The following is a 26,058-nucleotide window of genomic DNA, read 5'->3' as shown; positions in this document are numbered from 1 at the left end:
GATGGAGCACGGTGCGTCGATAATGGAGCCGGTGAAGGTCACTTTACCGTGGCCCTGATCTGCCGCCTGTGCAGACGCCGCCAGAACCAGACCCATTACCGAAGCCAGAGCAACTTTTTTGAAGTTCATACGTATATCCTTTAAAAAATAATTAAGTCCTTGGGGTTAAATACGCAACCAATAAACACAATATTCATAACGCCAATAATAAAAAGCATTCTTTCATATTTCATAAACTGTGCTGCGTAGTGGAGGCTAATTTTAGACTTTAGTGCTATTTCCTCAATCACCAAAGCAATCCAAAATAAGACCTTCCATAAAGCTCGTGAATCAAAATTGAGACTTGCCTCATTAATTCAATTCACTGACGAAATAGAACTTCATGTCCGATTCGTTGTGTATATAAAACACCATAATCAGGCCAAAATAAAATTAAGCATTCTAAATATGGACTTTAATAAAGTTTAAACCTGGACTTTAAATAACAGCGGCGTAACAAACCCGCGTTAAGGCGCTGATTAGCTTTAATAATAAAAGTGAGCGATCAAAGAAGTGTTTTAGGAAATAGAAAGAAAAACCACGCCGAAGCGTGGTTTGGGGAGGGGTTAATTAGCGTCTCTGTCGAGCCAGTTGCCGCTGTCGATACGTGTTAAGCCTTCGACAGGGCGCTGGTAGACATACATCCAGGCACTGCCGTAAGGCGTCTGGATGAGCTGCCGTTTGTATTCGCCGCCGCTGGTACGCAGAGCGTCCAGTTCGGCGAGCGTGGAGGCGTCTATGCGATAGACCTCGCCCGTTACCGTTCCCTCGCCTGGCACCGCACCTGGGTAGTGGCCGAGGCTGTAAAGCTGGTAATGGTCGATGTCATAGTCGCCCAGCCACTGAGCGTTGGTCATCCAGTGGCTGTTGCCTTGTTTGCGTCGTAAACTGCCGTAGACAAATATTCGCATTGCTAAAACTCAAACTGATAGAGCAGATCAAGTGCCTGATCTACGCCAGACACCGCTTCCAGATATAGCTTAGGCATAAGGCGGTAGCGCAGCGTGAGCGTCGCCAGCGAGTCAAAAATACCCACGCCATACTTCACCTGTAGACCCGGCAGTACATAGCCGCTGACCACCACCTGGGACGAGTCGCCCACCCCTTCGGTATCCAGCGCCAGATTCTTCACGCCAAACGTCTCGCCGATTTTACCCACAACCTGCCCACTTTGTGCAACCCCCAGACCAATCAGCATCGACGTCATCGCTTCGCTGTCGCTCTGGTTGCTCTCAAGCCCTTGTCCGCGAAGCAGATAAGAGAGCGCTTCCTGCTGGGACATGGCCGGGTCGGAGAAAACCTCTACCTTAGGCGCGTCCGGCGTACCGGTGACTTTAACGCCTGCGGTAACATCGTTCTCGGTGGCGTCCGGGTTACGAATCGCTTCGATGTTGAACACAGGTTGATCCGGCGGGCCGGCGAAGAGGATTTCCCCTTTACGCACGATCAGATCCTGACCGTAAGCATGGAAGCGCCCTTCGCCATCCGGAATGTTAATCTGGCCGTTAAGCCCCAGCCCTTGCTTATCCTGGCCGACTTTCAGGTCGCCGGTAAGCCGCGCTTTTAGCCCAAAAGCGTCTATCCGCACGTTGTTGCCCACGTGAACGGTCAGATTACTATTAATCGGGATGGATGCGCTCGGGTCTTTTTCTGGTTTCAGATTTTCATCGAGCATAACTTCGTCTTTGGAGACGCCAACGGCGCTTTCCGGCAAGTCCTTCACGACGATACGCGCCCACGGCACGTCGGCGTTGCCGTCGAGCGTGATAAGGTTCGGCGTGGCTTCCAGCACCACGTCCGGCGACACGTCCAGCCTCACCATCGGCGGCACCGTAATGCGCACCCGGCTGCCCTTCGCGGCGATGCGCGCCCGCCAGTTATCGAGCTGGCTCCAGTCGGCGTTGCCGTTAAGGGCAATCTCCCCCTGCTGCGTGCGCACCACGCCCTGCAGGGTTGAGCTCATGCCATTGAAGTTCATCGCCAGTTGGCTTGGCTGCATGTCGAATGGCATAAAGTTGCCTTCGATATCCACGCCGTTAAGCTGCATCTGGCCGAAGAGCTGCGGGCGTTCGGCGTTGCCGCCAAGTCGTAAGTTCGCATTAAGCGTCCCCGCCGCTTTTTCTCCACGCGAGAAAACCGGGTTGGCAATCGCCAGCGAGAAGTTGCGGATATTCACGTTGCCCGCCAGATTACGGCGATCCTGCGGGTCGCTGATTTGCACCTGGCCGTCAAACTGGCCGTTGTTGACCAGGCGAATCAGCCAGTTGAGCTCCGCGCGGTTATTGCGCAGCTCCGCGCTCAGGTTGAGCGTATCGAAAGCGACCGGCAGCGCGTTGTCGTTGACTATCTGCGTTACGCGTACGCCCCGGCCAGCCAGCTGCACTTTGCCCTGCGGCAACCCTTCTTTGGTGGTGTCCCAACTCACGTCCGCGTTGCCGCTGAAGATGCCGCTCGCCTGGGTCGCTTGCGGCATAAAGGGCTTCAGCATCGCCAGATCGAAGCGATTGAGATTCACTACCGCGTGCCCGGCTGCGCCCGCATCCACCGTCTGCGGTACGCAAAGTTCAGCGTTCGGATTCGCCCAGCAATGCGGTCCGATGCTGACTTTCTGCTCTTCGCCACGGTAATCCAGCGCAATGGCGCGGGTCAGGGACCACGGCCCTACCGGCGTTTCGAAGCGGGTGTTATCGAGCGTGCCGCGCCAGCGCGTGGTCTTACGATCGAAGCTGCCGCGCAGATCTAACTGGCCGGAAACCGGCTCGCCCTGCGCGCGCAGCTGGAGCTGGTGCTCTTTTTCGCTGCCTTTCGCCGCAAGCGTAATCAGGCGCATAGTAATATCGCCCTGCACCAGCCGCTCCACGCGTAGGTCAAGGTTGCCCGCTATCTGGTCGGTCGATTTTATATCGCCCTGCAAACGCGCCAGGGCGACAGAAAGCTCCTGCCAGCGCAGGCCGCGTGCGGTAACGTCGGCCTGGAGCTGCGGGGCGTCCACGCTGCCGCGGATCTTCACCAGCCCTTTCGCCGTACCGCCCAGGCCTGGCAATGCATTATCCAGCCCCGGCGCGTCGATAACGGCGTCGAGCGCCAGGTCCTTCACGCCCAGTTCGCCTTTTACGTCCGCCTTATTGCGTCCCAGTTCCAGATGCAGGCCCGGGATGGTCCACTGCATGTAGCTGTTGCCTTTAAGCTGGCCGTTGACGTTCACTTTATTTTGCTTAACGTTGCCGGCGAGCTTCAGCTCCGGCACATCGAGCTGCCAGCTGCTGCCGTAGTAACTGCCGCGCAGTTTCATCAGCCCGTCCAGCTTTGAAGGCCAGTCCGGATACTGTTTCGCGGTATTGATGCCGTTCAGCGCCAGTTCGCCGCGCCAGCTGATGGCCTGACGCCAGTCGAGCAGCGCTTTCAGGGTGGTATGCCCCTGCAGCGCCGCCACGTCCAGCTTATCGATATTGATTTGCTGCTCGTTGCCTTTGCCGTCCAGCGTAATGGTGGCGGGCGGCAGTTGCTCGCCGCGTACCGCGGTGCGGAACGAGAGCGCATAGTCGGTCATCTTGCCGGTGAATTTCAGCTTAATGTCATCCGCCTGGTACTGCTTCGGGCCGGTGAGCGGCCAGTAAAGCTGCTCGCTGGTCAGCTCGAGGTTCAGCGGCAAGCCGGGTTCAGCAAGGCGCGTCTGAGCGCGCAGCACCGCATCGAGCGGGCCGGAGAGGTTAACGCCAAGCTCCAGCTGTTCGCGCAGCGCGCCGCCAAGCTTCAGCTTCACCTTTTCGCCCTTAAGCGGGTCCACATTCAGCGTGCTGTTCAGGGTGATGTCTACCGGCCAGCTGTTGCGAAGCTCCGCCGTGCCGGTGGCGTTCACGATGCCCTGGTTGGAATCGATATCCAGCGCGTCGAGCTTCGTCATGCCGTCGACGCTGCTCACCTTCAGCAGCATAGTGCGCACGGTGATATCGGTATCGCCCGTCAGGCGCAGCTGTTCGCCGCGAAATTCCTGAATGGTGAGGTTCAGCGGCAGATGCACGTCGGTCATCTCCGGCAGCACCGGTTTCGAGAAGAGATCGCGCAGCGTTTCGCCAAGCGGCGCCTCTTCCGGGCGCGGCTTATCTATCTTCGGCTCCACCACCTCTTCCTGCGCCACTTTCGCTACCTTCGGCAAGGCGACCAGCAGCCCCTGAAGGGAAGTGGGCAGCAGCGTCAGGTTGCGATCTTCCCAGCTCAACCCGGAAGTGAAATCCATTACGGAAACGGTGGTGTCATCGATTTTGACGTTGACGTTGTTCAGCGCCACGCGGGAAAGCGTTATGGGATAAGGCGTTGAGAGGTTAAGCGGTCCGCTATCTTCTTCCTCCACTTGCGCGGCAGGCGGCATTTTTTTGGTATCGACCACTACGTTAATATCTTTGAGCGAAAGATCGTTCACGCACAGGCTGCTGTCGCGCAGGCAGCCGAGCTTCACCGCCAGGTGCAGTTCGCCTGCGGTGACATCCACGCCGGGCTGCTCATAGCGCACGTTTTTAAGCGTCAGGTTGCGCCAGCCGCCGGTTACGCTGCCAATATCCAGCCCCGGCACCCAACGATTTGCGGCGTTAAATAAAAGATGCAGGCCGCTGGTCGTCCCCACCAGAAACGCCGCGGTACCCAGCAACAACAAGATAAACACCAGCACGGCGAGGCTGATTTTTTTCCAACGACTCATAATTCAGGCCCCAGACCGATGTAAAACTGCAAACCATGCTCCTCTTTGTCGCCAACCGGCACGGCGAAATCGAGCTTGATGGGGCCGACAGGCGACTGCCAGCGCACCCCGACGCCCGCGCCGGTCTTGAAGTTGCTTTGCTTGATATCGTTCACCGCCTCGCCGGAATCGACAAAGGCTGCGCCCCACCACTTGCCGGTCACGTTGTACTGGTATTCCAGCGACCCGGTAGCGAGCTTTGAAGCGCCGGTCAGCTTGCCGTCATCATCTTCCGGCGAGATAGATTTATATTTGTACCCGCGAATACTGCGGTCGCCGCCTGCGAAGAAGCGCAAATCTGGCGGCACGCGGTCGAAATCGTTGGTCTCAATCCAGCCGAGATTGCCGCGCACGACAAAGCGATGGCGATCGTAGAGGGTGCGGATCCAGACGTTTTGCGCCTGCAGCACCACGAAATCGACATCCGATCCCCAGGCCGTATCGGAGTAGTCGATGGAATAGCGCTGCGAATCGCCCCAGGTGGGCATCAGGCCGCCGCGCGAGCGGGTACGGCTTATCATCACCCCGGGGTAGAGCAGCATCGTAGTATTCGTAACATCCGCCTGCGTAAAGTGGTCGAGACTCCAGCGCAGGTTAATGGCGCGCTGCCAGCCGCTGGAGAGATCCCAGTAGCGAGAGAGCGCAAGGGTCGTGGAATCCGCCTCGGTGTCATTGAGATCGGTGCGCTTAAAACCGCCCTGCACCAGATAATATTGCTCCAGCGGGTTCTTCAGCAGCGGCACCTTGTAGCTGAAATCAAGCTGTTGTTCCGGCGCGGAGATGCTGGCGGTGGTCGAAAAGCTGTGGCCGTAAGAGTTTATCCACGGCTTGCGCCAGGTGGCTTTTACCCGCGGGCCGACGTCGGTGGAGTAGCCCACGCCGGTTTCAATGGTGTTCTCGGTGCGCGGCGATACCACGGCGCGCAGCGGCAGCACCTTCGTCTGTCGGGATTTTTCAAACTCCGGCGCCACCACGACGGAATTGAACCAGCCGGTAGCTGAAAGGCGACGGCTCAGTTCGCCTACGTCGCTGGAGTGGTAGTACTCGCCCTCTTTAAAAGGCACGAGATTCTGCAGGTATTCGTCGCGAATTTGCGAGTTAGCGAAGGTAACTTCGCCGAAACGATAACGTTGACCGCTGTCATAGTCGATATCCCAGAACGCCTGATGGCGCTCAAGCGACACGCCGAGCTGGCTTTTTTTGTATTCGCTGTCGAAGTAGCCCCGACGCAGCGCCACGCTGGTCAGCCCCTTTTTGAAGCTGTCGTAATCATTGTGGTTAAGCACCGTGCCGATGGCCGGGCGCTTTTTTAATAAGGAAAGGTACTCTTCGTCGTTTCGCGCGCCGCCGCGCAAAATCACATCCGTGCCGCCTATGCGCACCGGTTCGCCCGGCGAGACGCGGGCAATCAGCACCTGCCTGCCGCCCTTCGCCGGCGGCGGACGCAGCGTAAAGTCTATTTTCGGTTCGTAATAGCCAAGCGCTTTCAACCCTTCGCGGATGGCGTCATCCACGCGTGCGCGAAAACGCCGGTCTGGTGTCACTTCATCGCTTTCAATGGTAGACAGTTGGGCGCGGACATTTTTTTGCAGCTCTCCGCTCAACCCTTCAACCTGGAGGCGGACGCTGGCGGCGTCAACGGCTCCGCTCGCCAGCAGCAGGCTGGCGCAGCATAACATACGGATTCGTGGCACAATTTCTCCTGAATAGCCTTGTTTCCACCCCGGTCAGGAAACTTTAGTGCCGCTCCGCGGCTTAACAAATCTCCGATTGTGGAGTTGAAAAAGCGACGACACCCCAAATATTTCTTATGTTTAATCTAGTCGCATTCACCAGATTTATTGTGAGCAAAGAGTCGCTCCGTGACAACCGCCGCGCCGCTTTTGCTCGTCCCCCTTATTCCTGGAGGCCCCTCATTATGAGTATTTTCGATAAAAAACAGCTGGTTACTCAGTCCGAGGCGTTGCCGGGCCGTAATACCCCCATGCCTGTAGCAACGCTGCACGCCGTTAACGGCCATTCAATGACCAACGTACCGGACGGTATGGAAATTGCGCTGTTCGCCATGGGTTGCTTCTGGGGCGTGGAACGTCTCTTCTGGCAGTTACCCGGCGTATATAGTACTGCGGCAGGGTATACCGGTGGCTATACACCTAATCCGACTTATCGGGAAGTGTGCAGCGGTCGTACCGGGCATGCGGAAGCGGTCCGCGTCGTCTATGACCCGAAAGTGGTCAGCTATGAAAAACTGCTGCAGGTATTCTGGGAAAACCACGATCCGGCCCAGGGCATGCGCCAGGGCAACGACGTCGGCAGCCAGTACCGCTCGGCGATTTATCCGTTAACGCCGGAGCAGAACGCCGCAGCGCGTGAAAGCTTCAAACGCTTCCAGGCGGCGATGGAAGCGGCGGGCGACCGGCGCCACATTACGACCGAAATCGCCAACGCGACGCCGTTCTATTACGCAGAGGACGATCACCAGCAATATCTGCATAAAAACCCTTACGGCTACTGCGGTATCGGCGGCATTGGCGTTTGCCTGCCAGCCCAGGCGTAACGCGCGTAGAAAAAGGCAGCGTAATGCTGCCTTTTAGCGGGCTTGCGGCGCCCTGCTTCATCCGAGACAAGACCGACAAATTGAATAAAAAATGCGCATTTTCTTCTATAACGTTCGCTCGGAATCGATTATAGTTAGCGCGGCGACTCACCTTTAAATGAGAATGCTTCCCATCAAAGCTGCTGCCCGCTTTTCGCCTACTGGCAGCCTTATCAGGGCTTACGCTATACTAGCCGTTGAATTTGCTGGACTCACACGCTACGAGACAGCATTCACCTGTGTTTTACTCAACAAAAATCCACTTCCCTTCCGAGGATCCGGTCGATGACTGGATAAGATATGTTAAACAGTATTTTGATAATACTTTGTCTGATCGGCGTCAGTTCGTTCTTCTCGCTCTCTGAGATTTCGCTGGCCGCTTCCCGCAAAATCAAACTTAAGCTGATGGCCGACGAAGGCAACATCAACGCGCAACGCATCCTGAAAATGCAGGAAAACCCCGGCACCTTCTTTACCGTCGTGCAGATAGGCCTTAACGCCGTCGCCATTCTTGGCGGTATCGTGGGCGATGCGGCGTTTTCTCCGGCGTTTTACGGCATGCTTATCAACTTCATGTCGCCCGAAGCGGCCGAGCAGGTCAGCTTTATTCTCTCCTTTACGCTCGTCACCAGCCTGTTCATTCTGTTTGCTGACCTGACGCCGAAACGCATCGGTATGATTGCGCCCGAAGCCGTGGCTTTGCGCATCATCAACCCGATGCGCTTCTGCCTGTTTATCTTCCGCCCGCTGGTCTGGTTCTTTAACGGCATGGCGAACGTGATTTTCCGCATCTTCAAGCTGCCGATGGTGCGTAAAGACGACATCACCTCTGACGACATCTATGCCGTGGTGGAAGCGGGCGCGCTGGCGGGCGTGCTGCGTAAGCAGGAGCATGAGCTGATTGAGAATGTCTTTGAGCTGGAGTCGCGTACCGTGCCCTCCTCAATGACGTCGCGCGAGAACATCGTCTGGTTCGATCTGCATGAAGATGAGCAAAGCCTGAAGAACAAGGTTGCGGAGCATCCGCACTCTAAGTTCCTGGTTTGTAATCAGGATATCGACCACATCATCGGTTATGTTGACTCGAAAGACCTGCTCAACCGCGTGCTGGCGAACCAGAGTCTGGCGCTTACCAGCGGTGTGCAGATCCGCAATACGCTGATCGTGCCCGATACGCTAACCCTTTCCGAAGCGCTGGAAAGTTTCAAAACCGCCGGCGAAGACTTCGCCGTTATCATGAACGAATATGCGCTGGTGGTGGGCCTGATTACGCTTAACGACGTCATGACCACATTGATGGGCGACCTGGTGGGCCAGGGGCTGGAAGAGCAGATCGTCGCGCGTGATGAAAACTCATGGCTTATCGACGGCGGCACGCCGATTGATGATGTAATGCGCGTGTTGGATATCGACGAGTTCCCGCAGTCCGGCAACTACGAAACCATCGGCGGGTTTATGATGTTTATGCTGCGAAAAATCCCGAAACGTACCGACTCGGTGAAATTCTCCGGCTATAAGTTCGAAGTGGTGGATATTGATAACTACCGCATCGACCAGCTGCTGGTCACGCGTATCGACAGCAAGCCCACCACGCTTGCGCCGAAACTGCCGGATGAACAATCCGCGGCTTAACTGTTAAGGGCGGCATAGCCGCCCTTTTCTTTTGTCCGCTCCCGGGCGGCTAAATTACCGGATGCCAGAAACACCAACGGCCCCATCGGGGCCGTTTGTCTTACTGCATGCACAACCTTTTAGTTAGGCCATCTCAGTCTGGAGACGCATAACCTGACGGTTTACTTCGGACATTACCGATAAATGCTGCTTGTCCTTCACTTTCGGGACCAGGATTTTGCCCTTATCGAACTCGAAAGCGCCAACATCCTTGATATACAACCGTCCACGAAACAGGATCTTCACGTACTTCGCCACCTGAAGCGGGTTGTAACGTTGGAAAATTTTCATTGTTCTCTCCTGCGAAATCGTACGCCCCTGCGGTCCACATTCGGCCCGACAAAAATAAGGCGCAAATTTTGTTGCCAGAAAACTATAGACCAGAAACCGATTGGTGCGCACTTTACCCGGTCTTATTTACGCTTTTATTACAATCTTTCAGAATTATCTTTTCAAAACGACAAAAACTGCAGAACAACCATACTTTTTTATCAGGAACTGTGCCTCAGCCCGCAAACTGGCATCCCTGTTGCGGGTAAAGCGAACTGAGAGCGTTTATGCTTAACGGGCCGGGACCAAGTGGTCCGATCACCTGCCAACACAAATGATAAGGAGTCAAGTATGACCCTGCGCGGAACACTGGCGCTTACCTGCCTGCTGCTGCCCTTGATGGCTTCGGCACATAACTTTGAGAAGAATCAGCGCGTGGCGCCTGTCGGCATCAGCGACCGGGGCGAGCTGATGTACAGTAACGACAAGTTTAGCTACAAAACCTGGAATAGCGCGCAGCTCCCTGGAAAAGTGCGAGTGGTGCAACATATTGCGGGGCGCGTTTCCGCCAAGGAAAAAAACGCGGCGCTGATTGAAGCCATCAAGGCGGCGAATCTACCGCACAATGCTTACCAGACCACCACTATCGTCAATACCGACGACGCTATCCCCGGCTCCGCCATGTTTGTGCGCAGCAGCCTGGAGGACAACAAAAAACTCTACCCGTGGTCGCAATTTATTGTCGACAGCAACGGCATCGTGGCTAAAGCCTGGCAGCTTGAGCCGGAAAGCTCAGCGGTCGCGGTGCTCGATAAAGACGGGCGTATTCAGTTCGCGAAAGATGGCGCGCTGACGCAGCAGGAAGTGCAGCAGGTGATGGACCTGCTGCATAAGTTACTCAGTAAATAGTGACGCGGAAAGCAGGGTTAAGGAAGGATTCGCGCGGCGTGTAGTCCAGCGTTTTGCCCTGCCAGTCGTGCACGTGCGCCCCGGCCGCCACCGCCACCGCGTGGCCGGCGGCCGTATCCCAGATATTGGTGGGCCCAAACCGCGGATAAAGTTGCGCCTGTCCTTCCGCCACAAGGCAGAATTTCAGCGACGAGCCGATCGATGTGGTCTGGTGCTCGCCCAACTGCTGCAGATACTCTTTGAGCTCTTCGTTGTTGCCATGGGAGCGGCTGATAACCACCAGCGGTGGACGGGCGTCGCGAATGTGAATGGGGTTACGCACGCCGCACTCTTCTTTCCACGCCTTGCCATCCGCTGCGCTGTACATCACGTTCAGCACCGGCGCGTAGACCACGCCCAGCACCGGCTTGCCGTTTTCAATCAGGGCGATATTAACCGTGAACTCGCCGTTGCGCTTAAGGAACTCTTTGGTGCCATCGAGCGGGTCTACCAGCCAGTAGCGCTGCCAGTGCTGACGCACTTCCCAGCCCGGTGGGTCCTCTTCGGAAAGCAGCGGGATATCAGGCGTCAGTGTCTTTAACCCGTCGGCGATAATTTTATGCGCGGCAATATCCGCCGCCGTTACCGGAGAATCATCGAGTTTACTGGTGGCCTCAAGCGGCTTTTTCCCTTCGTAGACGTCCATGATGGCGCTGCCCGCTTCCCGCGCCAGTTGGCAAATCTTCTCTAACATCGTCCACCTCTTTTGTGTCGCGACAGTACTTCCTCGCAGATTAACACATTGTTTTATCGATATGATTTTTATATCACCCCGCGCAGCTTGCGCTATCTGTGAAGCGATCCCAGGTTCCGGACATTTTTTTCTGGCAGGATTCACACTTTTGTAAGCAACAGAAGATAGATACATACACTTTTGTGGCTCTGCTCTTAAAAAAGGACCTGCATGATGATTAAGTTTAGTGCAACGCTGCTCGCCACGCTGGTTGCCGCCAGCGCCCACGCCGCTACGGTGGAGTTACGCATCCTGGAAACCACCGACCTGCACAGCAACATGATGGACTTTGATTACTACAAAGACGCGCCGACTGAAAAGTTCGGGCTGGTGCGCACCGCAAGCCTTATCAGCGCCGCGCGCAGCGAAGCGACGAACAGCGTGCTGGTGGATAACGGCGACCTTATTCAGGGCAGCCCGCTTGGCGATTACATGGCGGCGAAGGGGCTGAATAAAGGCGAAGTGCACCCGGTCTACAAAGCGCTGAATACGCTGAACTACGCCGTGGGCAACCTTGGCAACCACGAATTCAACTACGGGCTTGATTACCTGAATAAAGCGCTGGCTGGCGCGAAATTCCCCTACGTTAACGCCAATATTATCGACGCGAAAACCAATAAGCCGCTCTTCACGCCCTACCTCATCCAGAACACCGACGTAAAAGATAAAGAAGGTAAAACCTGGACGCTGAAGATTGGCTACATCGGTTTTGTGCCGCCGCAAATCATGACCTGGGATAAAGCCAATCTGAGCGGCAAAGTCACCGTCAACGACATTACCGAAACCGCGCGCAAGTATGTACCGGAAATGCGGGCTAAAGGCGCGGATCTGGTCGTGGTGGTCGCCCACTCCGGCCTCGCCGCCGAGCCGTATAAAGCGATGGCGGAAAACTCGGTTTACTACTTAAGCCAGGTGCCGGGCGTAGACGCCATTCTGTTTGGCCACGCCCACGCCGTTTTTCCCGGCAAAGATTTCGCCGCGATTAAGGGGGCGGATATTGCGAAAGGCACGCTCAACGGCGTGCCGGCGGTCATGCCAGGCATGTGGGGCGACCATCTCGGCGTGGTGGACTTAACGCTCAACAACGACGGCGGAAAATGGCAGGTTACACAGGGCAAAGCCGAGGCGCGGCCGATTTACGACGCGGCGGCGAAGAAATCGCTGGCGGCGGAAGAGGCGAATATGGTGAAGGTGCTGAAAGCGGACCACGACGCCACCCGCGAGTTTGTCAGCCAGCCTGTCGGGAAATCCGCTGACAACATGTACAGCTACCTCTCGCTGGTGCAGGACGACCCGACGGTTCAGGTCGTTAATAACGCCCAGCTCGCCTACGTGAAGCATTTCATTCAGGGCGACCCGAATTTAGCAGACCTGCCGGTGCTCTCCGCCGCCGCGCCGTTTAAAGCGGGCGGCCGCAAGAACGACCCGGCAAGTTTTGTTGAGGTGGAAAAGGGTCAGCTCACCTTTCGCAACGCCGCCGATCTCTATCTCTACCCCAACACGCTGGTGGTCGTGAAAGCGACGGGCGCCGAAGTGAAAGAGTGGCTGGAGTGCTCCGCCGGGCAGTTTAATCAGATTGATGTACACAGCACGAAGCCGCAGTCACTGATTAACTGGGACGGCTTTCGCACCTACAACTTCGACGTCATTGACGGCGTGAAGTACCAGATTGATGTGACGCAGCCGGCGAAATATGACGGCGAGTGCCAGCCGGTGAACAAAGACGCCGAGCGCATTAAAAACCTTACCTTTAACGGCAAACCCATCGATCCGAAAATGACTTTCCTTGTCGCCACCAACAACTATCGCGCTTATGGCGGCAAGTTTGCGGGAACCGGCGACAATCATATTGCCTTCGCTTCACCGGATGAAAACCGTGCGGTGCTGGCGGCGTGGATAAGCGCGGAAACCAAACGCGCCGGAGAGATTCATCCGGCGGCGGATAACAACTGGCGCCTCGCGCCCATTCACAGCGACAACAAGCTGGATATCCGCTTCGAAACCTCGCCTTCGGAAAAAGCGGCCGCCTTTATCAAAGCCAACGCGCAGTATCCGATGCAGCAGGCTGGCAGCGATGAGACGGGCTTTGCCATCTATCAGCTAGACTTAAATGTGCGCTAATCCGCGCTGGCGTCCTGCTCCGGCGGGCGGGACGCCAGCACCTGCGGCAGGTTGAGCTCTATCCAGTCGGCCAGCGCCGCCACCTTCTCACTCACCTCCAGCCCAAGCGGCGTCAGGCTGTACTCCACATGCGGCGGAACGACCGGAAACGATTTGCGATTGATGAAGCCGTCATGTTCCAGCCACTGCAGCGTCTGCGCCAGCATCTTTTCGCTTACGCCGCCCACTTTGCGCCGCAGGTCGCTAAAGCGATGGGTGCCTTCGCGCAGCGCCACTAAGATCAGCACGCCCCAGCGGCTGGTGACATGTTTGAGCACATCGCGCGAAGGGCACTGCTCGGCGAAGAGATTCCCGTTACGCATCTGGTCGCTCAGGCTGACAGGAGCGTTGATTTTTTCCATACTTACCTTTTTGTGCGTACTTACTAAAAGTTAGCTTGGGTGATAGTGTGCCACAACAGTCACCCAACATGAAGGAGTAAACCTATGATTGCTATCACCGGCGCTTCCGGCCACCTTGGCCGTCTTGTTATTGCCGACTTACTGAAAACCGTGGCGGCAGAGCAGCTCGTCGCCATCGTACGCGATCCGACGAAAGTCGCCGACCTGGCTCAAAAAGGGGTGCAGGTGAGGCGCGCCGAATATGGCGATGCCGCCGCCCTTCAGGCTGCGCTAACCGGCGTGGAAAAGCTGCTGCTTATCTCCTCAAGCGAAGTGGGACAGCGCGCGCCGCAGCACCGCAACGTGATTGAGGCGGCGAAAGCGGCCGGGGTAACATTCATCGCCTATACCAGCCTGCTGCACGCCGACCGCTCGCCGCTGGGGCTGGCGGAAGAACATGTCGCCACGGAAAAGATGCTGGCGGAATCGGGCATCCCCTTCGCGCTGCTGCGTAACGGCTGGTATACCGAAAATTATCTGGCGAGCGTGCCGCCTGCGCTGGAACATGGCGCGTTTATCGGCAGCGCCGGAGAAGGCAAGATAGCCAGTGCAACGCGTGCGGACTACGCCGAAGCCGCCGCCCGCGTAATGACCCTGGATAATCAGGCGGGCAACGTTTATGAACTGGCGGGCGACGAAGCCTGGACGCTTTCCGACCTGACCGCGCAGCTAAGCGAACTGAGCGGCAAACCGGTGGTTTACCAGAACCTCAGCGAAGCCGATTTTAAAGCGGCGTTGCAGGGCGCTGGCCTGCCGGAGCCGTTCGCCGCCCTGCTTGCCAACTCAGACGTGGGAGCATCAAAAGGCGGGCTTTTTGACGACAGCCGCCAGCTCAGCACGCTTATCGGCCACCCGACCACGCCGCTTGCAGAGAGCCTGCGCGCCCTGCTTCAGACTAACTGATTGATTGCTAATTCTGGCAGGCTGCGCTTTGTCAGCCTGCCCTGTACAATGCGTGCCCTCATTTACGATTCAAGCCTGTGGGCTTAAAAAGGAACGTCCCGTGAAAGCACGCCTTATCGCCTTTTCTCTGCTGCTTGGCAGCGCTTCAGCCTGGTCTATGAGTTGCGACAATCCGCGCAGCGCCTATGACCTGACCTACTGCGCCGCGCTGGAGATGGTGCAGAGCGACCGCGACCTGAACCAACAGTATAAAAACACGATGTCGGTACTCAGCCCTGAGCAAAAGCCGCTGGTGAAAAAAGCGCAAATCGCCTGGCTTAAGGCGCGCGACCAGGCGTGCGCGGAAGGCTCAACCCTGCTGCTGGGCTGCGTAAACGAAAAAATGGCCTCCCGCATCGAACTGCTGAAAAGCATTGAGCGCGAATGCCGCAACGCGGGCTGCGACGACGCCAACCTCTCTCGCGTCGAATAAGCGATACGTTAAATAAACGTTAATAACGGTGGCGTCACACAGGCTTGTTCCTATAATGAAGCCTCATCCTTAGCGGAGAGCCACCGTGCAAGGCGTACCCGAGCAATTTCCTGACGAAAAAGACAGCGCCCGCTTCCGGCAATTGCCGCAGTTGCCAGGCGTTGAGCTTTATCACGCCCATATCGCCCGCTACGCCTTTGAACCGCACACTCACGAGGCTTTCGGCATCGGCACGATTGAACTCGGCGCGGAGCGCTTTCGCTATCGCGGCGCGCAACACGTGGCGGCGGTAAATTCGCTTATCACCATGAACCCGGATGAGCTGCACACCGGCGAAGCGGCGACTCAGGAAGGTTGGCGCTATCGGATGATCTACCTTGAGCCGCCGTTGCTTGAGCAGCTTACCGGCGAGAAAAACTGGTGGTTTAGCGAGGCGGAGCGTCACGACCCGCAGCGTTCGCGCCACGTAGGGCGGCTTATACATCAGCTCTGGACGCAGCCCGACCCGCTCGCCTGGCAGGGCATGCTGCTTGAGCTTATCGACGCCTTTCGCCCTTACGCCCGTCATTCGCCGCCCGCCGCAACGCCCGGACAACAGCGCTTTGACCGGGTGCGCGACTATCTGCACGACAACTATATGCAGCCGCTAACGCTCGACGCGCTGGCGGAGGTGGCGGCCCTTAGCCCGTATCATTTCCAGCGCCAGTTTAAGCGACGCTTTCACGTTACCCCTCATCAGATGCTGATGGCCATTCGCCTGTGGCGCGCCAAGCAATTCCTCGCGCTCGGCATGCCTGCGGCGGAGGTCGCGGCGGCGGCGGGATTAGTCGACCAGTCGCACCTTACCCGCGCCTTCACTCGCCGCTACGGCATCACCCCGGTACGCTACCAGAAACAGGTGGCGCGCTGACATCCTCTGCGCCGCTATACTTCAGGCACATCTTCAGGCGGGAGGCGTTATGAAACAGACAGAAAGCTGGCGCTGGCTCAACGCGCCGCAGCAGTGGACGTTGCGCGATGACGTCCTGCATGCGACCACGGATAATGAAACCGATTTTTGGCAAAACACCTGGTATGGTTTTCAGCGCCACTCCGGCCATGTTTATGGGGTGGAAGCGAGCGGCGATTTCACTTTTCAACTGCGTGTCGAAGGCGACTTCACCACCCTTTACGATCAGGCGGGGCTGATGCTGCTCATTGATGAGCATCGCTGGCTCAAAGCGGGCATTGAGTATAACGACGACGCGCCAATGATAGGCAGCGTGCTGACGAACCCGAACTCCGACTGGGCGACCGGTATTTTCCCGGCGCGGCAAAACCACTTCTGGTTGCGTCTGACGCGCCTGAAAGGCGCGCTGCGCTTGCAGTATTCCACCGACGGCGACATCTGGCCGCTGCTGCGCCTGTGTCCCTTTCCCGAAGCGGAGCGCTATTTTATCGGCGCGATGTGCTGCTCCCCTGGCCGGGCCGGGTTAAAGGTCGCTTTCAGCGAGCTCCAGCTCACCGAACCGCTCTCCAGAGCGCTGCACGACCTGAGCTGAACTGCGCAATTTCATACAATACGCCGGCACGCCTCCCCTTCTAAGCTACAGGGCGGATGAGAAAAGAGAGGCAGTAGATGTTAACAGGCGTGGTGTATGCCCTCGTGGCGGGGCTGTTCTGGGGATTGATTTTTGTTGGGCCGCTGATCGTGCCGGAATACCCGGCGGCGTTGCAGTCGATGGGGCGTTATCTGGCGCTGGGCCTGATTGCGCTGCCCATCGCCTGGCTTGGCCGCGCGCGGCTAAAACAGCTTTCCCGCCGGGACTGGCTCACCGCGCTGGCGCTTACCATGATGGGCAACCTTATCTATTACGTCTGCCTTGCGAGCGCTATCCAGCGCACCGGCGCGCCTGTCTCCACCATGATAATCGGCACTTTGCCGGTGGTTATCCCGGTCTTCGCTAATCTGCTTTATAGCCAACGCGACGGCAAGCTGCCGTGGCGGCGCATGGCGCCTGCGCTGCTTTGCACCGCTTTTGGGCTGGTTTTCGTTAATATTGCGGAGCTCGATCGCGGCCTGCCCGACTTCAGCCTCTGGCGTTACAGTAGCGGCATTGCGCTGGCGCTGGTTTCGGTGGCCTGCTGGGCATGGTATGCGCTGCGTAATGCGCGCTGGCTGCGCGAGAACCCGAACAAGCACCCGATGATGTGGGCGACAGCCCAGGCGCTGGTGACGCTGCCCGTCTCGCTGGCCGGCTATGTGGGTGTCTGCTTCTGGCTGGATGGGAGCCAGGGCGACTTCGCGCTGCCTTTCGGGCCGCGGCCTGGCGTTTTTATCGCGCTCATGGTGGCGATTGCGGTGTGCTGCTCGTGGATTGGCGCGCTTTGCTGGAACCAGGCGAGCCAACGCTTGCCGACGGTTGTCCTCGGGCCGCTGATTGTCTTTGAAACGCTGGCCGGGCTTTTATATACCTTCCTGCTGCGCCAGGCTATGCCGCCGCTGATAACGCTTGCGGGTATCGCGCTGCTGGTGGCGGGCGTGGTGATAGCGGTGCGCGCGAGGCCGGAAAAGCCGACGGTGGAACCTGCGTCGGTGGATGAAAATAAACGCGCCGCATAAAGCGGCGCGTTCTTATCAGAAGGTTTCCCAGTTATTGTCCGCCGGACCGGCAGGCTGGGCTTTCAGCACGGGCGCCGCAACCGGCGTTTTCAGCGCGGTTTTCGTCGCGCCCGCCGCGGCCTGACGGCGCAGCTTGAACACGGCGACCGCGTCGTTAAGGCGCGCCGCCTGTTCTTCAAGCGCGGCCGCTGCGGCGGCGGACTCTTCCACCAGCGAGGCGTTCTGCTGGGTCACTTTGTCCATTTCCGCGACCGCCTGGCCGACCTGGTCGATACCACGGCTCTGCTCGTCCGAGGCAGAAGCGATTTCACCCATGATGTCCGTTACGCGCGTCACCGCGCCCACTATCTCTTTCATGGTGTCGCCCGCTTCGCGCACCAGCGTGCTGCCCGCATCAACGCGGTTGCCGGAGTTTTCGATCAGCGCTTTGATCTCTTTCGCCGCCTGAGCACTGCGTTGCGCCAGCGTGCGTACTTCGCCCGCCACGACGGCGAAGCCGCGGCCCTGCTCGCCCGCGCGCGCCGCTTCCACCGCCGCATTCAGCGCGAGGATATTGGTCTGGAAAGCGATGCCGTCGATAACGTTGGTTATCTGCGCAATCTGACTGGAGCTTGCCGCAATCTCATCCATCGTTTTCACCACGCTGCTAACCACGTTGCCGCCTTTCTGCGCGGTTTCCGAGGCGCTGCGCGCCAGCTGGGTCGCCTGCCGGGCGTTATCCGCATTCTGCTTAACCGTTGCCGTCAGCTGTTCCATGCTGGCGGCCGTCTCTTCCAGCGACGCGGCCTGCTGCTCGGTGCGGGAAGAGAGATCGTTGCTGCCCGCAGAGATTTCGCCGGCGCCGGTGAAGATAGTATCGGTGCTGTCGCGTACGGCGCTGACGGTGTTGACCAGCGCCTGCTGCATTTCATGCAGGTTGCGGGCCAGCAACGCCATCTCGTTTTTGCCTTCCGCGTCGATAGCCTGCGTCAGGTCGCCTGCGGCAATAGTGCGGATGTGGCTTATCACGTCATGCAGCGGCATTAACAGCACCCGACGCATCGCCATCCAGCTTGCGATGATAACGGCGACGACAACCGCCATGATGGCGCTAAGCACCCAAAGGATACGCTTGTAGTCGTTTTCGTTGTCCGTAACGCCCGCGCTGGTAAGCTTCGCCTGCGCTGCGCGCCATTCGCGGTAAACCTTCTGCATGGCGACCTGCTTCTGCTCAGCGTTTTGCTTGAACATCTCCTCCAGGTTGCCCTGCGCCAGGAAAGTGTTCATGCGGGCAAGCGTGGCGTGGTAAATGCCATAGTGCTCTTCCAGACTATCAACAATATGCTCATCCATCCCCGGCGTTTCCGGCAGCGCATAGTATTTATCATAATGGCTCTGCGCTTCCGCCAGCAGGTTGTTCGCATTTTTCACCAGCTCATTGAGCTGCGCACCGTTAATCTGGTTCGCCATGCTGCTTTGCAGGCGCAGCATGCCGCGGTTAAGGGTAACGCGCGCCTGGTTGAGGCTTATCCAGGCGTCGGTAAACTCCGCCACGTTCTGGCTGGAAATCTGAGAGACGGAAAAGTTGTTTTTGTCGTTATTCAGCGCGCTGATAAACACGCCCGCTGAAATGAGCTGCAGCGCGCCCAGAACGCCCAGAACGGTGATTAAGAGAGTTATAACTTTTATACGTTTAAACATGAATTGCCTTATTGCAGGTGTTATCAGACGTGTATCTATCGGCAGGCAAAGCAGCTTGTTTAATAACTCTCCAGCGCATCGCGCCCGCAAACGCGCCTTTCCTGATAGCAATCAGCAAGTTAAATGTGGAAAAAAATTGTGACGCACCTCTCATTTTAATCCCCTGCCTATAAGGGGTTATAGCTTCACTTAAAACATGTATTTAATATGCATCTTATATTCCTGATGATGAGGTAATCCCTATGGCCTTTCGCGATCGGCCCCTTGGCGAGCTGGCGCTTACCATTCCCCGCGCCTCTGCTTTATTCCGTAAATACGAACTCGACTTTTGCTGCGGCGGCAAGCAAACCCTGCTGCGCGCTGCGACCCGGCAGAATCTGGATCTGGAAGCTATCGAAGCTGAACTGGCGACGCTTTCAGAAGAGCCGCTGGAGAAAGCGTGGCATAGCGCGCCGCTGGCGGAGATCATCGACCACATCCTTGTGCGTTACCACGACAGGCACCGTGAGCAACTGCCGGAACTCATTTTGCAGGCCGCCAAAGTGGAGCGCGTTCATGCGGATAAGCCTGGCGTACCGAAAGGCCTCGCCAAGTACCTGACCATGCTGCATGAAGAGCTGACCAGCCACATGATGAAAGAAGAGCGCATTCTGTTTCCGATGATCAAACAGGGCCAGGGCCGCCAGGCGGCAGGGCCGATAAGCGTCATGGAGAGCGAGCATGATGAAGCGGGCGAACTGCTGGAAGTGATTAAGCACGCCACCAATAACGTGACGCCGCCGCCGGAAGCCTGCACCACCTGGCGCGCGATGTATAACGGCATTAATGCGCTGATTGACGATCTGATGAACCACATCAGCCTTGAGAACACGATTCTTTTCCCGCGTGCCCTCGCAGGTGAAAAATAAAAAAGGCGCCCATTGAGCGCCTCTTCGTTTGACCTTTCGGGCCCGATACGTGGGCCCTTTTTTATTTGCGGAAGCTCGCCAGCCGTTTCTTGCCGATAAACAGCCAGCACACGCCCAGCACGACAAACCACAACGGCGTGACCAGTAGCGCCTGGCGGGTATCGTCTTCCAGCGTCAGCAGCGCGATAACAAAGACAAAGAACGCCATACAGACCCAGCACATCAGCTTACCGAGCGGCATCTTGTAGATAGACTTCTCATGCAGTTGCGGACGCTGTTTGCGATAAACCAGGTACGAGCAAAGGATGATGGTCCAGACGAACATAAACAGGATAGCCGATACCGTCGTAATCATGGTAAACGCGGTTATCACGTTCGGGTTCACATAGAGCATGACGACGCCGCCCAGCAGGCAGATACAGGAGAACGTCAGCCCTTTCGCCGGCACGGCGCGCTTAGAAAGTTTGGCGAACGCCTTCGGCGCCACGCCATCCTGCGCCAGCCCATAAAGCATACGGCTGGTGGAGAAGACGCCGCTGTTGGCGGAAGAGGCCGCAGAGGTCAGCACCACGAAGTTAATCAGGCTCGCCGCCGCAGGCAGACCCACCAGCACGAACAGCTCAACGAACGGGCTCTTCGTCGGCACTACCGAGCTCCACGGCGTGACGGACATGATGATAATCAGCGCAAACACGTAGAACATGATGATGCGAATCGGAATGGAGTTGATGGCGCGCGGCAGCGATTTCTCCGGATCTTTGGTTTCCGCAGCCGTGGTGCCAACCAGCTCAATCCCCACAAACGCGAAGACCGCAATCTGGAAGCCGGCAAAGAAGCCGCTCAGTCCTTTCGGGAACCAGCCGCCTTCGTTCCACAGATGCGCGAACGACGCTTCAACGCCGGTCGGCGATTTGAAGTGCATCAGCACCATCACCAGCCCCACCACAATCAGCGAGACGATGGCGACGATTTTGATCATCGCGAACCAGAACTCCATCTCGCCAAACATCTTAACGGTGGCGAGGTTCAGGCTCAGCAGCAGCACCACGACGGCAAGCGAAGCGACCCAGTCTGAAAGACCGGGGAACCAGAACTGGGCGTAGGCGGTTATCGCCACCACGTCCGCCATGCCGGTCACGACCCAGCAGAACCAGTAAGTCCAGCCGGTAAAATAGCCCGCCCACGGGCCCAGCAGGTCGGCGGCAAAATCGCTGAAGGACTTGTATTCGAGATTGGAAAGCAGCAGTTCGCCCATCGCGCGCATCACAAAAAAGAGCATAAAGCCGATTATCATATAGACGAAAATAATCGACGGCCCCGCGAGGCTGATGGTTTTGCCGGAACCCATAAACAACCCGGTGCCGATAGCGCCACCGATGGCAATAAGTTGAATATGGCGGTTAGTGAGATTGCGCCGTAGCGACTGCTCCTCCGGAGCGGCCGTGGTATCGGCGACTTTAACCTGATCTACCATGTTTGTTTCCTGTTGTGTTGTTCAGGCTCTGCTGGCCTCTATATACGCGTTGAAGAGACGATGTCTTTCGCAAAACATCCTCGATATTAGGTAAGAACCGGAAGGTTGAATACTGAGTTTTAAATGCAATGTTAAATATATGTTTAAAATGAGTGTCAAATCACTTTCAGGCCGCGAAACGCATCACAAAAACACTACGGGCGCGAACGTAGCCAGCATAATTGCGCGTTTCTCTACCGTCTTATAAACAAAACCCCCGCCGAAGCGGGGGTTGTGGGTTCCTTTACAGGATTTCCAGCAATTCCACTTCGAATATCAGCGTGCTGAACGGTGGGATAGAAGCGCCCGCGCCGCGCTCGCCGTAAGCGAGGTTGTACGGGATAGCCAGTTCCCACTTTGAACCGACCGGCATCAGGGTCAGCGCTTCAATCCAGCCAGCGATAACGCCGCTTACCGGGAACTCTGCCGGTTCGCCGCGCGCAACGGAGCTGTCGAATACGGTGCCGTCGATAAGTTTGCCGGTATAGTGCACGCGTACGTGATCTTTACGGGAGGGGATCGGACCTTCGCCCTGGGTAATGACGCGGAACTGCAGGCCGGTTTCGGTGCTGTTCACGCCTTCACGCTGGCGGTTCTCTTCCAGATACTTTTCGCCTTCCACCGCCAGCGCTTTCTGGCGCTCGCGACGCACCGCATCGGCGCGTTCATGAATTTCACGCAGCGCGCGATGCACCACGTCTACCGGCACGACAGGCTGATTCCCTTCCAGCGCGTCACGCAGACCCGCCAGCAGCGCTTCCGGCATCAGCCCTTCCAGGCCGGACTCACGCAGCTGCTGACCAACCTGCAGACCAATACCGTAACTTGCTTGCGACTCGATGGTGTCAAAAGAAGGGGTCGTCATGGGTTTTCCTTTCATGAAGTGAAAAAATTCCGCGCAGCATAGCAGCCCTGCCACTCAGGGTAAAACTTTCCGTGGGAAAGATGACAAATTACGGAGAAACGGAAACAATACATGCAGACGTATACAATAAGGCGCTGACGTCACGAAAGATGACATTGCCACAGGCATCAAGCAGTTAGACAACTATACTGGATACACTTGCGCAGGCGACAGCGCGATGACACACACGGGAGGAACGCATGCCTGGACAATTCGCCTTTAAACCCACCCTGGCGCGGATTTGGCACGCCCCGGACCGGCTGCGGATTATGGATCCGCTGCCGCCCTTACATCGCCGCGGCATTATTATTGCCGCCGTGGTTATTATCATCTGCTTTCTCTGGCCTTCGCCGGAAGAGCCCACAAAGCCGGTCACGCGCGACGCCCAGCTCGATATCCGCTCCTCCTCACAGGAGCCGATGCAGGCGGAACTGGTCAATCCGCCCGCCAGCGCCCCGCAAACAACGCAGCCCGTGGAGCCGCAGCCGGTACAGGAGCCTGCACCTGCTGAAAATCAGGCGTCGCAGCCTTTCCAGCCGAAGAATAATGATATCGATCAGCAGTGGCGCACCTATCGCGTAGAGTCGGGCAAAACGCTGGCGCAGCTGTTCCGCGACCATAATCTTCCCGCGACAGATATTTACGCGATGGCGAAAGTGGAGGGTGAAGGCAAGCCGCTGAGCAACCTCCAGACCGGCCAGATGGTGCAGGTTCGCCAGAACGCCAGCGGCGTGGTGACGGCCCTGACCATTGATGTTTCCGAGAACCAGCAGGTGCTGTTTACCCGTCAGCCGGACGGCAGCTTTATTCGCGTCCGTTAAGTCTCTGAAAGCCGGGCAAGCCCGCCCTGCCCGGCGCTCTCCTCAAGCGCTTCTTTTATTTACCCACCAGATCCCCGAGCAAACCAGCACCAGCGCGAGGGCATATTTGATCTCGAAAATGTTTTCCCCGAGGAAAATGGCGGAGAGCACCGTGCCTGCAATCGGCACCACAAAGTTAAACGGCGCTATCATGCTCACCCGGTTGTGCTTGAGCAGCACGCTCCATAACGCGAAAGCGACAGAGGAGAGCAGCGTCAGGTAAGCCAGCACTGCCGCCGCCTTTGCGCTATGCAGCTCCAGCGTGCCGCCTGTCAGATAGCCGCCCGCCACCAGCACGCCGCCGCCAAAGGCGAGCTGCCAGCCGGTCATCACCGTGGGGTCGACAGTCTGGGAAATGCGTTTCCCGTAAAGCGTGGCCGCCGAGAGAATAAACGCCGCCAGCACCACGAAGCCGTCGCCCGTCCAGACAAAGTGAAAATCCACCAGCGAATCGGTAAAGTTCACCAGCATCACGCCTGCAAACCCAAGAACGCAGCCCAGCGTTTTGTTATAGCTCAGCCTGTCGTTCTGGTAGATAAAATGCGCCAGCAACACGCTGAAGAACGTGCCAGTGGCGTTCATGATCGAGCCCTTCACGCCGGTGGTAAAGGCAAGCCCTACATAGAAAAACACATACTGAATCGAGGTCTGCGTGAGGCCCAGCAGGGCCAGCTGTCCGTACTGCTGCGAACTGAGCCTGGCGATAGGTTTTCGCTGCGCAAGGGCGAAAAGCAACAGCAACAGCCCGGCAAACAGGAAGCGGTAGCCTGCGAAGACAACCTTCGACGGGATATCGTCAGTGGCTATCTGAAAGAGTTCATAACCGATCTTGATGACGGGATAAGCGCTTCCCCACAGTAAACAGCAGAGCGTTGCGCCAGCATAAGCGACATTTTTACGGGCAAAAAGAGGGGCCTGAAGCGTGGTTTCCATGGCACGTTCCAAATATAAAATAGCGTTTCATTTTATTATCAAGGAACGGAGGGAGAATAGCCATCATACCAGAACAAAAGCGGGAGCCAGCTAGCTTTAAAAGCAAAACGCCGGCGCAAGGCCGGCGTTTCTACGTAATGATGAATAATAACTTATTCAGCGACTACGTTTACAGTCAGTTTAGCGAATACTTCGCTGTGAACCTGGAAGTCCACTTCGTGCTCGCCAGTGGTACGCAGAACGCCGTTCGGCAGACGAACTTCGCTCTTAGCCACTTCAACGCCTGCTGCAGTTACAGCGTCAGCGATGTCGCGGGTACCGATGGAACCGAACAGTTTACCTTCGTCGCCAGATTTGGACGCGATGGTAACAGAGCCCAGCGCGTTGATTTTCTCAGCGCGAGCTTCAGCAGCCGCCAGAACGTCAGCCAGTTTAGCTTCCAGTTCAGCACGACGTGCTTCGAAGAACTCAACGTTTTTCTTGGTAGCCGGCACAGCTTTGCCCTGCGGAACCAGGAAGTTACGAGCGTAGCCCGCTTTAACGTTTACCTGGTCGCCCAGGCTGCCCAGGTTTGCTACTTTATCAAGCAGAATAACTTGCATTACCTTATCCTCTCAAAGTCGTATTAATGGACCGTGACCGATTACTGATGACGATCAGTGTACGGCAGCAGGGACAGGTAGCGAGCGCGTTTGATAGCGCGAGCCAGCTGACGCTGGTATTTTGCACGGGTACCGGTGATACGGCTCGGGACAATCTTACCGCTTTCGGTGATGTAGTTTTTCAGCGTAGCGATATCTTTATAGTCGATCTCTTGAACGCCTTCCGCGGTGAAACGGCAGAACTTGCGACGACGGAAATAACGTGCCATTTGGCTAGTCTCCAGAATCTATCAATTCAATCTGCTCGGCATGCAACACCATTTTCGTCAGGCCATTTCGCGCCTTGTGGCAGCAGATAAAGCCATGAACGGTAATGTGCGTGCCGACCGTTATACTGTGAGTAACGGCCTGGTTCTCGTGCCCGCTGATAATAACCGGCATCTGACACCACGCCTGCCGGTGAAAACCGGCTTCCTCCTGCACAGAACGGTGCTCAAGCACGAACTGGCAGTGAGGAATTCCTGATGGGCTGACCTTTCGAAGGGGTGCCCTGCACACGGTGCCGGACAACACCAGACGGTTGGCCATCAGTAATTACTCTTCAGAATCCCCAGCATCAGCATCATCTGCGGTTTCGTTTGCGAAATCTTCGCGACGCTCACGGCGCTCGTCTTTCGCTTTAACCATCGGAGATGCTTCAGTCACGGCGTGTTTGGTACGCATAACCATGCTGCGGATAACGGCATCGTTGAAGCGGAAGTTAGTTTCCAGCTCATCGATAACTTCCTGCGGCGCTTCAACGTTCATCAGAACATAGTGCGCTTTGTGCAGTTTGTTGATCGGGTAAGCCAGCTGACGGCGGCCCCAGTCTTCCAGACGGTGGATCTTGCCTTCTGCACCAGTGATAGCACCAGTGTAACGCTCGATCATGCCCGGAACCTGTTCGCTCTGGTCAGGATGGACCATAAAAACGATTTCGTAATGACGCATCGAATTGCTCCTTACGGATTATTCAGCCTCCTGTCTGGGTCAGCCGCGGCCCGGGGAGGCAAGGAACGTGTTAAAGGGCGGCTGAAAAATTGACGCGTCATTCTACTTGCGCCCCTTCGTAAACTCAAGGTAATTGAG

General features: G+C 56.9%; 25 protein-coding genes and 1 pseudogene. 11 read left to right on the top strand and 15 right to left on the bottom strand.

Features of this window, described 5'->3' with window-relative positions; all coding sequences use genetic code 11:
* The 4 genes and pseudogenes from MT962_RS21370 to tamA all read right to left on the bottom strand — a co-directional run.
* Positions 1–129 (bottom strand): annotated as a pseudogene (locus MT962_RS21370) (type 1 fimbrial protein); the annotation flags it as partial.
* Between the two features lie 476 nt (positions 130–605).
* Positions 606–950 carry a gamma-glutamylcyclotransferase gene (locus tag MT962_RS21365; protein WP_024558105.1) on the bottom strand — a complete coding sequence of 115 codons (345 nt, stop codon included), beginning with the start codon at positions 948–950 and terminating at the stop codon, positions 606–608.
* Between the two features lie 2 nt (positions 951–952).
* On the bottom strand, positions 953–4,735 hold the full coding sequence (locus tag MT962_RS21360; protein WP_247366372.1) for a translocation/assembly module TamB domain-containing protein: 3,783 nt from the start codon (positions 4,733–4,735) through the stop codon (positions 953–955).
* Complete coding sequence (gene tamA, locus MT962_RS21355; protein WP_024558107.1) at positions 4,732–6,468, bottom strand: autotransporter assembly complex protein TamA; 1,737 nt, start codon at positions 6,466–6,468, stop codon at positions 4,732–4,734. Before tamA ends, MT962_RS21360 begins: the two co-directional genes overlap by 4 nt.
* A 224-nt stretch (positions 6,469–6,692) precedes the next feature.
* Between tamA and msrA the strand changes: the two genes are divergently transcribed.
* Positions 6,693–7,331: a peptide-methionine (S)-S-oxide reductase MsrA gene (gene msrA, locus MT962_RS21350; RefSeq protein ID WP_024558108.1), complete on the top strand. Its 639-nt coding sequence runs from the start codon at positions 6,693–6,695 to the stop codon at positions 7,329–7,331.
* Positions 7,332–7,670: 339 nt separating this feature from the next.
* Entirely contained in the window at positions 7,671–9,002 is a 1,332-nt protein-coding gene (locus MT962_RS21345) for a hemolysin family protein (RefSeq protein WP_048887101.1), read from the top strand.
* 123 nt (positions 9,003–9,125) lie between these two features.
* Here MT962_RS21345 and MT962_RS21340 read toward each other — a convergent pair whose 3' ends face one another.
* Positions 9,126–9,332 carry a DUF1107 domain-containing protein gene (locus tag MT962_RS21340; RefSeq protein ID WP_008501430.1) on the bottom strand — a complete coding sequence of 69 codons (207 nt, stop codon included), beginning with the start codon at positions 9,330–9,332 and terminating at the stop codon, positions 9,126–9,128.
* Positions 9,333–9,662: 330 nt separating this feature from the next.
* Between MT962_RS21340 and MT962_RS21335 the strand changes: the two genes are divergently transcribed.
* Positions 9,663–10,220: a YtfJ family protein gene (locus MT962_RS21335; protein ID WP_188724458.1), complete on the top strand. Its 558-nt coding sequence runs from the start codon at positions 9,663–9,665 to the stop codon at positions 10,218–10,220.
* Here MT962_RS21335 and cysQ read toward each other — a convergent pair.
* A complete protein-coding gene (gene cysQ, locus MT962_RS21330; RefSeq protein WP_024558111.1) occupies positions 10,210–10,953 on the bottom strand; it encodes a 3'(2'),5'-bisphosphate nucleotidase CysQ in 744 nt (247 codons plus the stop codon). The two genes, MT962_RS21335 and cysQ, sit on opposite strands and share 11 nt — an antisense overlap.
* Before the next feature lie 213 nt (positions 10,954–11,166).
* On the opposite strand from cysQ, the gene MT962_RS21325 reads away from it, so the two are divergent.
* A complete protein-coding gene (locus MT962_RS21325; protein WP_247366374.1) occupies positions 11,167–13,113 on the top strand; it encodes a bifunctional 2',3'-cyclic-nucleotide 2'-phosphodiesterase/3'-nucleotidase in 1,947 nt (648 codons plus the stop codon).
* Here the strand turns inward: MT962_RS21325 and MT962_RS21320 are convergent.
* Complete coding sequence (locus MT962_RS21320; RefSeq protein ID WP_024559744.1) at positions 13,110–13,514, bottom strand: helix-turn-helix domain-containing protein; 405 nt, start codon at positions 13,512–13,514, stop codon at positions 13,110–13,112. The two genes, MT962_RS21325 and MT962_RS21320, sit on opposite strands and share 4 nt — an antisense overlap.
* An 84-nt stretch (positions 13,515–13,598) precedes the next feature.
* Between MT962_RS21320 and MT962_RS21315 the strand changes: the two genes are divergently transcribed.
* The 5 genes from MT962_RS21315 to MT962_RS21295 all read left to right on the top strand — a co-directional run bounded on the left by MT962_RS21315 (position 13,599) and on the right by MT962_RS21295 (position 17,530).
* Complete coding sequence (locus tag MT962_RS21315) at positions 13,599–14,456, top strand: SDR family oxidoreductase (RefSeq protein ID WP_247366371.1); 858 nt, start codon at positions 13,599–13,601, stop codon at positions 14,454–14,456.
* 100 nt (positions 14,457–14,556) lie between these two features.
* On the top strand, positions 14,557–14,928 hold the full coding sequence (locus tag MT962_RS21310; RefSeq protein ID WP_024559746.1) for a lysozyme inhibitor LprI family protein: 372 nt from the start codon (positions 14,557–14,559) through the stop codon (positions 14,926–14,928).
* An 85-nt stretch (positions 14,929–15,013) separates the two neighbouring features.
* The gene (locus tag MT962_RS21305) at positions 15,014–15,838 is read left to right on the top strand and encodes an AraC family transcriptional regulator (protein WP_247366370.1); all 825 of its coding nucleotides are present in this window, start codon (positions 15,014–15,016) and stop codon (positions 15,836–15,838) included.
* A gap of 49 nt (positions 15,839–15,887) precedes the next feature.
* Positions 15,888–16,469: a DUF1349 domain-containing protein gene (locus MT962_RS21300; protein ID WP_247366369.1), complete on the top strand. Its 582-nt coding sequence runs from the start codon at positions 15,888–15,890 to the stop codon at positions 16,467–16,469.
* Between the two features lie 77 nt (positions 16,470–16,546).
* A complete protein-coding gene (locus tag MT962_RS21295; protein WP_024559748.1) occupies positions 16,547–17,530 on the top strand; it encodes a DMT family transporter in 984 nt (327 codons plus the stop codon).
* Positions 17,531–17,545: 15 nt separating this feature from the next.
* Here the strand turns inward: MT962_RS21295 and MT962_RS21290 are convergent, their stop codons facing one another.
* Positions 17,546–19,210 carry a methyl-accepting chemotaxis protein gene (locus MT962_RS21290; protein WP_024559749.1) on the bottom strand — a complete coding sequence of 555 codons (1,665 nt, stop codon included), beginning with the start codon at positions 19,208–19,210 and terminating at the stop codon, positions 17,546–17,548.
* A gap of 242 nt (positions 19,211–19,452) precedes the next feature.
* On the opposite strand from MT962_RS21290, the gene ytfE reads away from it, so the two are divergent.
* The gene (gene ytfE, locus MT962_RS21285) at positions 19,453–20,118 is read left to right on the top strand and encodes an iron-sulfur cluster repair protein YtfE (RefSeq protein ID WP_024558120.1); all 666 of its coding nucleotides are present in this window, start codon (positions 19,453–19,455) and stop codon (positions 20,116–20,118) included.
* 61 nt (positions 20,119–20,179) lie between these two features.
* Here the strand turns inward: ytfE and cycA are convergent, their stop codons facing one another.
* On the bottom strand, positions 20,180–21,592 hold the full coding sequence (cycA, locus tag MT962_RS21280) for a D-serine/D-alanine/glycine transporter (protein ID WP_024558121.1): 1,413 nt from the start codon (positions 21,590–21,592) through the stop codon (positions 20,180–20,182).
* Between the two features lie 283 nt (positions 21,593–21,875).
* The gene (gene fklB / locus MT962_RS21275) at positions 21,876–22,496 is read right to left on the bottom strand and encodes an FKBP-type peptidyl-prolyl cis-trans isomerase (protein WP_024558122.1); all 621 of its coding nucleotides are present in this window, start codon (positions 22,494–22,496) and stop codon (positions 21,876–21,878) included.
* A gap of 239 nt (positions 22,497–22,735) precedes the next feature.
* On the opposite strand from fklB, the gene MT962_RS21270 reads away from it, so the two are divergent.
* Positions 22,736–23,356 (top strand): LysM-like peptidoglycan-binding domain-containing protein, encoded by a 621-nt coding sequence (locus tag MT962_RS21270; protein WP_247366368.1) that lies wholly within the window; start codon positions 22,736–22,738, stop codon positions 23,354–23,356.
* 42 nt (positions 23,357–23,398) lie between these two features.
* Here MT962_RS21270 and MT962_RS21265 read toward each other — a convergent pair whose 3' ends face one another.
* The 5 genes from MT962_RS21265 to rpsF form a co-directional block, all read right to left on the bottom strand.
* The gene (locus MT962_RS21265; RefSeq protein ID WP_247366367.1) at positions 23,399–24,328 is read right to left on the bottom strand and encodes a DMT family transporter; all 930 of its coding nucleotides are present in this window, start codon (positions 24,326–24,328) and stop codon (positions 23,399–23,401) included.
* Positions 24,329–24,480: 152 nt separating this feature from the next.
* A complete protein-coding gene (gene rplI, locus MT962_RS21260) occupies positions 24,481–24,930 on the bottom strand; it encodes a 50S ribosomal protein L9 (protein WP_024554930.1) in 450 nt (149 codons plus the stop codon).
* 41 nt (positions 24,931–24,971) lie between these two features.
* On the bottom strand, positions 24,972–25,199 hold the full coding sequence (gene rpsR / locus MT962_RS21255) for a 30S ribosomal protein S18 (RefSeq protein WP_000135199.1): 228 nt from the start codon (positions 25,197–25,199) through the stop codon (positions 24,972–24,974).
* Between the two features lie 4 nt (positions 25,200–25,203).
* Positions 25,204–25,518: a primosomal replication protein N gene (gene priB, locus MT962_RS21250; RefSeq protein WP_024559754.1), complete on the bottom strand. Its 315-nt coding sequence runs from the start codon at positions 25,516–25,518 to the stop codon at positions 25,204–25,206.
* 6 nt (positions 25,519–25,524) lie between these two features.
* On the bottom strand, positions 25,525–25,920 hold the full coding sequence (gene rpsF / locus MT962_RS21245) for a 30S ribosomal protein S6 (RefSeq protein WP_024558126.1): 396 nt from the start codon (positions 25,918–25,920) through the stop codon (positions 25,525–25,527).
* Between the last annotated feature and the right edge of the window lie 138 nt (positions 25,921–26,058).

Source organism: Franconibacter sp. IITDAS19 (assembly GCF_023079515.1).
GTDB lineage: Bacteria > Pseudomonadota > Gammaproteobacteria > Enterobacterales > Enterobacteriaceae > Franconibacter > Franconibacter pulveris.
The sequence above is the reverse complement of the archived record's forward strand: the minus strand, read 5'-3'. Positions and strand labels throughout refer to the sequence as shown.